Here is a 7,464-nt window from a genome sequence, read left to right as displayed (position 1 = left end):
TTTTGAAGCGCAACTTCTGGAGGACTCGCCGCAGCGAGTGTCCCTGAAGACCAGGACGCGCTGCTATCGCTCACCCTTGAATCTCGAGAGGGTGCTGTCCATGGAGCGGGGCAAAGCATGCCTGTACATCAACGAAAGGCTGGAGAACGAGTCCGGTGAAGACTACGCCATCATGTGGGGACATCACCCGGCCTTCGGCGAGCCGTTCCTGGACGAGTCCTGCCGGGTCGACGTGCCGGCAGGGAAGGTCGAGGTGCTGGCGTACCACCCCAACGGATTGTGGCAACCCGGCGACGGATACGAATTCCCGCGAGTCATGAATCGCCGGACAGAGAAACTCGAAGACATCCGACAGGTGCACGGCAGGGATACGCGATCCGTTGATGTCGTCTTCTTCAAGAGTCTGAAGGAGGGGTGGTACGGGCTCAGCAACCCTCGCCTGGGCCTGGGCTTTGGTATGGCCTGGGACGCGGACCTGTTCAAGTACCTGTGGATGTGGCAGGTCTACGGAGGGCACAACGACTATCCGTGGTATGGTCGCACGTACAACTGCGCCCTGGAGCCTTTCACCAGCTACCCGCCGGCCGGGGTCGCCAAAGCGATCGAGAATGGAAGCGCCCGGGTGATGAAGCCGGGCGAGATCATCCTCACCGACCTAGTCGCCGTAGCCTATGAAGGAGAGGGTGTAAGCCGGATCGATCGAGACGGCGAGGTGAAGTCTTAGGTTGCTGGCCCAAGGCAGCTTGGGCACCGCCAACTGGGCCGCACAAAGCTTCCTATGGCGACGAAAGGCATCTGCTCGAGATCGAAAGGGGATTCCAGGAGGATCCAATGACAACTCCCGATGTTGATCGTCTGGACCGCGTCCGGCGAGAGATGGTATCCGCCAGGTTGGACGCGCTGATTTGCAGGCTTCCCGAGAACATCGTGTATCTGACCGACTACTGGCCCCACCACGCGTTCTCTGTGGCCGTCTTCACCAAAGACGGGAAGTCCCTCCTGTTCGTGCCGGAGGTTGAAGTCGACTACACCGATCCGGCGTGGACCGAGGTGGCGACCTTCGGCTGGGGGTTGCTGAAGGACGGGGATCTCTACGCCAACTACCGCCGACTTCTTTCCCAGGCGAAGGAGAAGCTCGGTCTAAAGCGGGCGAGGATCGGGATCGAACAAAGCTTCGAAGTGGTCGGACCCAGCTATCGGGCGGCCGAGCCAGTTGTGCCCGCGCAGCCATGGAAGGGTATGCTGGACGAAGTGTTCGCCGGCTGCGAGCTTGTCGACGCCACTGCGTTTCTGCAGTCGGTGCGAGCGTGCAAGACGGCGTATGAGCTTCAGAAGCTTCGGCTTGCCAACGAGATCGCCGAGATGGGCATGCGCGAGTTTCTGGCCCGCCTGGAGCCGGGCATGAGTGAGGCCCAGGTCGGGGCGGTGGTCGAAGGCAAAATCCGGGCGGACGGCCCCGGTCACAAAGGGGCCCGGCTGGTCCGGGCGATGGCCGAAGTGGGAACTGGGCCTGTTGGCAGTACAAAAGGGACGCTGCTGGTTCCCTCCAGCACGCGAGCGGTCGAGAAAGGCCATGTGGTGATGGTCGAGTTGGCCACGGTCGTCGACGGGTACTGGTCGGATCTCACTTACGTTGCCGTGGCAGGAGAGCCGACGGCCCGCCAGAAGGAAGTCCACAACGCAGTTCTGGATGCACAGCAGGCTGCGGCGCGTGAGCTTCGCCCGGGGGCATTGTTCTCGGATCCGGACGCCGCCGCCCGGCGCGTTCTGGAGAAGGCAGGGCTGGCCGAGTATTTCGTTCACATCACCGGGCACGGGGTTGGCCTGCGCTATCATGAGTTCACCCCATTCCTGATGCCCGGGGCCGACGGGATCCTGCAGGAAGGGATGGTAACGAGCGTCGAGCCGGGTGTCTACATTGAGGGTTTCGGTGGGATTCGCATCGAGGACAACGTTGCCGTCGGGGCAAAAGGTCCGGTGTTTCTGTCGACGCCGCGCAATCCCTGGTAGGGACGCGGCATGCGAGGCATGATCATGCCCGCGCAGGAGGCTGGCTCATGAAACTCGAGAACAAGGTTGCCATTGTCACGGGCGGCGCCATGGGGATCGGGAAGGGGATCGCCGCTGTCTTTCTCCGGGAAGGCGCTAAGGTGGTCATCGCCGATGTCAATCGGGCCGAAGGTGAGAAGGCTGCTGCCGAGCTAAAGAAGAGCGGCGCCGGGCCGATCTTCATCGAATGCGACGTAGCGCAGGAGGAAGCGATCAAACGGATGGTCGAGGAAACCGTCAATCGTTTCAAGGCTCTGCACGTTCTGGTCAACAACGCCGGCATCGGCGTGTACAAGACCGTGCTCGACACCTCGACCGAGGAGTGGGATCGCTGCCTGGCGGTTAACCTGCGCGGCGTCTTCCTTTGCTCGAAATATGCCATCCCGCACATCCAAGCTGCCGGGGGAGGGGCGATCGTCAATATAGCCTCGGTCCACTCGTACCAGAACGCAGGCGGCACGGCCCCGTATGCAGCCAGCAAGGGCGGGGTGGTCACCCTGACGCGGGTGATGGCCATCGACCATGGCAAGGACAAGATCCGGGTCAACGCCATCTGCCCGGGCTGGATCTACACGCCGCTCATCCAGGGCATCTTTGCTGGCGATCCTGACCCCGAGAAGGCCAAGCAGGCCGTCGAACGTCGTCAGGTGCTGGGGCGCCTCGGCAAGCCCGAGGAAGTCGGCGAAGCGGCTGCCTTTCTGGCCAGTGATGAAGCCTCCTACATCACCGGGGCCAGCCTCATGGTGGACAACGGCATGACGGCCCTCTTGGAGTCATGGTGAGGCGTCCGCGATTGCAGCCGTAAGAGCCGAACGACCGCGCTAGAGGTGTAGGCAGCATGAAGATCGGGCATCTGCGTCTCAAAGTCCAGGACATCGAACGGGCGGCCGCCTTCTACACGGGTCACCTCAAGATGACCCTCACCGAGAGGGTCGGCGACGAGTACGCCTTCCTGGGCTGCACCGACGCCCATCACGAAATCGCCCTGATGAAGGTGGAAGGGACGAGGCCATCGCCCTCACCCGAGGGCGCGGGTTTCGATCATGTGGCTTTTGAGCTGCCGGATAGGAGGGCCTTTGCCGAGGCGTTCATAAGTCTGTCGGAGTCCGGGGTGGCGGTAAAGCCCATCGACAACGGCATCAGTTGGGCGATGTATTTCGCCGATCCGGAGGGAAATCAGATCGAGCTCTTCTGCGACAACCGCGCGGTTCCGGGTGGACGACTCCTGTGGGAAGGTATCTGGGACGATCTGGACATGGAGGTCATCAAGTCCGTGCTGGAGGCGTGAGCGCTGGCTGCATGTTGATGCACGACGGTTGACGACCATGCCGCCCAGAAATGGCCTCTCCGCAGTTATGGCCGCAGGCGCGACGGGTAGTGCCTGTACATACGGAACTGAACGTGAGCGAGCGGTTCTTAGGACCACACCTGCTGGAACGAGATCGGGCATACAGGGGACGCCTGAGGAAAGGACAGACCTATGGGTCATGCATCCTGAGCGTGGTTCGAACCGACGACTTCGGTTCTATCCCTAAGAAGCTAAAGAAGGAGGACTCACATGAATCGCACAACCGTAAGAACGCTCGTCGGCTTCTTGTGCGCAACGGCACTTCTGCTCGCGGCGTGCGCGCCGGCCGCCACGCCGGCCCCCAGCAGCGGAGCTGAGGCTGACGTCGATACCTCGGGCGAGGAATACATCTATGTCTCGATGATGGGCAACCTGGAATTCTTCAACGCCCATAAGTATGGCTGGAAGTGGGGCGGTGAGACCCTGGGGGTCACGACCACCTATGTTGGACCGCCGGATTTCGATGTCAACGCGCAGGTGGCCGCCTTCGACCAGGCGATCGCCAAGAAGCCCAAGGGCATCGTTGTCTTCGCCGTTGACCCGTCACTCATCCCGGAGATCAACAAGGCTGTCGAGGCCGGCATTCCGGTTGTGACGATTCTGGGCGACCTTCCCACGTCCAAGCGGAGCACCTTTGTCGGTTCGTATCAGTACGATCTGGGCTACGTGGGAGGCACCCATGTGGCCGAGGCGTTGGGGGGAGCGGGGAAGGTGGCCGTCCTGAGCATCCCCGGAACCCAGATGTTCGACGATCGTGAAGCCGGCTTCCGGGCGGCTTTCGAGGCCTATCCGGGCATCGAGGTCGTCCAGGTTGGCGACACCAAGGCGGACACCGCCACGGCGATCAGCGTGGCCAAGGATATCCTGACGCGCAACCCGGACCTGGCGGCCTTCGTCGGCACTGACTCGACAGCCGGGATTGGTGCGGCCACCGCAGTCTCTGAAGCCGGGAAGTCGGGTGAGGTCTTGACGGTCTCCATGGACCGCAACTCAGACGTCCTCCAGGCCATCCAAGACGGCACGCTTACCGGCACCGTGGCTCAAGACGACGCGGCGATGGCCTTCTGGGCGCTGCAGGTCCTTTACAACTATGTCCACTACCAAGCGCCGCTCACGACCGATAATGTCATGGCCAACGCGTCCTCCGGCCCAACGATGGTCTACATGACGGTCAACTACATCGACAAGACCAACCTGAAGTACTACCTGGACGCTAACAAACTGTACACGGAGTAGCCGGGATCCTGCATCTCCAATTGAATGGGGCGGGGGTACCCCGCCCCATTCAATATTGAGGTCTTGATGATCGAGGTGCTGAGAGGCGAGAACATCACGAAGTCGTTTCCAGGGGTCCTGGCGGTCGATCACCTCAGCCTGACCCTGGAGCAGGGTGAGATCCTGGCATTGGTTGGGGAGAACGGCGCCGGGAAGAGCACCCTGATGCACGTTCTCGGCGGCTCACTTCGACCCGACGAAGGCAGGATTCTCCTGGAAGGTGAGCCGGTCTCCTTCAACTCACCCGAAGACGCCATACGCGCTGGCATCAGAGTCGTGCCGCAAGAGCCGTCCCTGGTTGGGAGTCTGTCGGTGGCCGAGAACATTTTCGCCAACCGCCAACCGGTCGGGGCGCTCAACATGATCGATTGGCGAGCGCTCTATGCCGACACCGAGGCCTTCCTCCGACGTTTCGAGCTTGCCATCAGTCCTCGGCGTCTGGTCAAACATCTCTCGATGGGCCAGCAGCAAATCCTGGAGATCCTCAAAGCGATCTCAACGAATCCCAGAGTCCTTATCCTGGATGAGCCCACATCGTCGCTCACGGAGGGGGAGTCGGCCTACCTTTTCGAGAGCATCCGCAAGCTGCAGAATGAAGGGATGTCTTTCATCTACGTCACCCACAAGCTCTTCGAGGTCTTCTCGATTGCCAGCCGGGTGATCGTTCTGCGCGACGGCGAGTTCGTCGGCAGCAAGAAGGTCGACGAAACGTCCGAGGATGAGCTTGTGGCGATGATGGTCGGCCGGCAGATTTCCAATCTGTATGGCGACCGAACGGAGCGCGCTCTGGGGGAGGCCTACTTCAAGATCGAGGGGTTGGGGAGGAAGCGCCGTTTTGGCGGGATCAGTTTCGAGCTTCACAAGGGAGAGATCCTGGGGATGGCGGGCCTGATCGGCGCCCGTCGGACGGAGATCGGACGGTCGATCTTCGGAGCCGATCCGGTCGACTCGGGGCACATCACCCTCAATGGCAATGAGCTGGCCATTGTTCGCCCCCGGGATGCCATCCGCAAGGGGATCGTCTATATCACCGAAGACCGCAAAGCTCAGGGGTTGTTCCTGACGATGTCCGTGCAAGACAACCTGGTCGCCCCGAACCTGGCCGAGTTCACGACGCGGCTCGGGGCGCTCCTCAAGCGGAAGATGGAGACCTACGCCGGGAGGGTCGTTTCTGAGTATGCCATCGACACCCCCTCTATCTCCAAGAAAGTCATCAACCTCTCCGGCGGGAATCAACAGAAGGTGCTGGTGGCGACGTGGATGGGGATCCGCCCCGAGGTCATCATTTTTGACGAGCCGACGCGCGGCGTAGACGTCGGCGCCCGCGCCGAGATCTATCAGAAGATTCTGCAATTCGCCGCCGAAGGCACCGGAGTCATCCTTATCTCATCCGACATGGCTGAACTCATCGGCATGTGCGATCGCATCCTGGTGATCCACGAAGGCAGGATCACCTGGGAAGCCGGCCGAGAAGACTTCAACGAGGAGAAGATCCTGGCGCACGCTGCCGGGTTGGTTAATGGGAACGCCCATGGAAAGCCGCAGGCAGGCTGAGGGGCTTGCCTTCGATGACCGAACTGCCAGAGAGATTCCGCCAAGGGAAGAGCCTTTCATCGAAGTGGCGGCATACCGCGGGCCCGCGAGTATGGGACCCGGCGACCCGTGAGAGCGATCAGGTATAGGCCATGAATACCCTCGAGCCACCCCGTCTGTCACTGAGAGATCGGCTATCAAGCCTCATCGGCCAGCGCGAGTCCGCTTTGGTGATTGTGCTCCTCGTCGCGGGCATCATCATGAGCATGGTCTCGCCCGTCTTCCTCAGCGTGGCGAATATCGAAGCCATCTTACTGGCTCTTTCGATGGAAGGGACGATCACGATTGGGATGGCGATCCTCCTGATCTCGGGTGGGCTCGATCTCTCGGTCGGCTCGACGCTGGCCCTGACCGGCGTGGTCACCGGTCTGTGCTTGAATGCCGGCGTGCCGGCGGTTCCGGCCATCCTCCTGGGATTGATGGCGGCCCTGATGGTCGGGCTGGCCAACGGGCTGCTCGTCACTCGCCTGGGAATCAATCCTTTCATCACGACGCTCGGCATGGCAATGGGGGTCCGCGGCCTGCTGCTGGTCATCGCCCATGGGCGGGCAGTCATCAATCTCTCGAGCGCATTCACTGTAGTCGGCCAGGGCCGGATGTTCGGCGTGCAATACCCGATATACGTCATGCTCAGCCTGGTGATCGTGGGCGAAATCCTGGTGCGGAATGCGCGATTCTTCCGTCAGTCGTACTACATCGGCGGCAATGAGCGCGCCGCCCGACTCTCGGGGATCAACGTCGACCTGGTCAAGATCTTCAACTACTGTCTGGTTGCCGTTCTGGCCGGAGTGGCCGGATTGTTGATCACGGGGCGCTTCGGCTCCGCCTCCGTCACGATCGGCGCCGGCCTAGAGTTGCGGGTCATCACGGCGGCGATCATCGGGGGGGCGAGCCTCAGCGGCGGTGAAGGCTCGGTCTTGGGAGCCTTCCTGGGCGCCCTGTTCATGGGGTTTCTGGCCAACGCCCTGAATCTGCTGGGGGTCGATGTCTACTGGCAGAATCTCTTCACCGGGGCACTTCTGATCTTGGCCGTCGTCGTGGACGTGCTCAACGAGAGGCGCAAGACCCGGCTGCAGTAAGGCTGCGCTCGAGACCGACTCCGGTCACAGTGGTTCAGGGATGGTTCGTCTCAGCAAGAGGGGGACAAGTCGAGGCCTCGAGTCAAGCCATCCATCAAAGCGCTGCGGTTGTCAAGTCAG

General features: G+C 61.6%; 7 protein-coding genes. All 7 read left to right on the top strand.

The annotated features are described in order from the left end of the window. The coding region (locus MUO23_06225; GenBank protein ID MCJ7512551.1) for a DUF4432 family protein at nt 1-724 on the top strand (724 nt) is incomplete at its 5' end. A 107-nt stretch (nt 725-831) separates the two neighbouring features. Further along, nucleotides 832-2,010 carry a Xaa-Pro peptidase family protein gene (locus MUO23_06220; protein ID MCJ7512550.1) on the top strand — a complete coding sequence of 393 codons (1,179 nt, stop codon included), beginning with the start codon at nt 832-834 and terminating at the stop codon, nt 2,008-2,010. 47 nt (nt 2,011-2,057) lie between these two features. Continuing rightward, a complete protein-coding gene (locus tag MUO23_06215; protein MCJ7512549.1) occupies nt 2,058-2,831 on the top strand; it encodes a glucose 1-dehydrogenase in 774 nt (257 codons plus the stop codon). Between the two features lie 56 nt (nt 2,832-2,887). Beyond that, entirely contained in the window at nt 2,888-3,337 is a 450-nt protein-coding gene (locus MUO23_06210) for a VOC family protein (GenBank protein MCJ7512548.1), read from the top strand. Nucleotides 3,338-3,607: 270 nt separating this feature from the next. After that, nucleotides 3,608-4,633, top strand: a complete 1,026-nt coding sequence (locus tag MUO23_06205; GenBank protein ID MCJ7512547.1) for a substrate-binding domain-containing protein — start codon at nt 3,608-3,610, stop codon at nt 4,631-4,633. Between the two features lie 66 nt (nt 4,634-4,699). Continuing rightward, entirely contained in the window at nt 4,700-6,226 is a 1,527-nt protein-coding gene (locus MUO23_06200; GenBank protein MCJ7512546.1) for a sugar ABC transporter ATP-binding protein, read from the top strand. A 131-nt stretch (nt 6,227-6,357) separates the two neighbouring features. Continuing rightward, entirely contained in the window at nt 6,358-7,344 is a 987-nt protein-coding gene (locus MUO23_06195; protein MCJ7512545.1) for an ABC transporter permease, read from the top strand. Nucleotides 7,345-7,464: the final 120 nt, after the last annotated feature.

Source organism: Anaerolineales bacterium (assembly GCA_022866145.1).
Lineage (GTDB): Bacteria > Chloroflexota > Anaerolineae > Anaerolineales > E44-bin32 > PFL42.
This window is presented reverse-complemented; position numbering and strand designations above follow the sequence as displayed.

Bases quoted from the DNA above. Each gene is read 5' to 3' on its own strand.
- MUO23_06220 (MCJ7512550.1), top strand. From the start codon at position 832: ATGACAACTCCCGATGTTGATCGTCTGGACCGCGTCCGGCGAGAGATG.
- MUO23_06215 (MCJ7512549.1), top strand. From the start codon at position 2,058: ATGAAACTCGAGAACAAGGTTGCCATTGTCACGGGCGGCGCCATGGGG.
- MUO23_06210 (MCJ7512548.1), top strand. From the start codon at position 2,888: ATGAAGATCGGGCATCTGCGTCTCAAAGTCCAGGACATCGAACGGGCG.
- MUO23_06205 (MCJ7512547.1), top strand. From the start codon at position 3,608: ATGAATCGCACAACCGTAAGAACGCTCGTCGGCTTCTTGTGCGCAACG.
- MUO23_06200 (MCJ7512546.1), top strand. From the start codon at position 4,700: ATGATCGAGGTGCTGAGAGGCGAGAACATCACGAAGTCGTTTCCAGGG.
- MUO23_06195 (MCJ7512545.1), top strand. From the start codon at position 6,358: ATGAATACCCTCGAGCCACCCCGTCTGTCACTGAGAGATCGGCTATCA.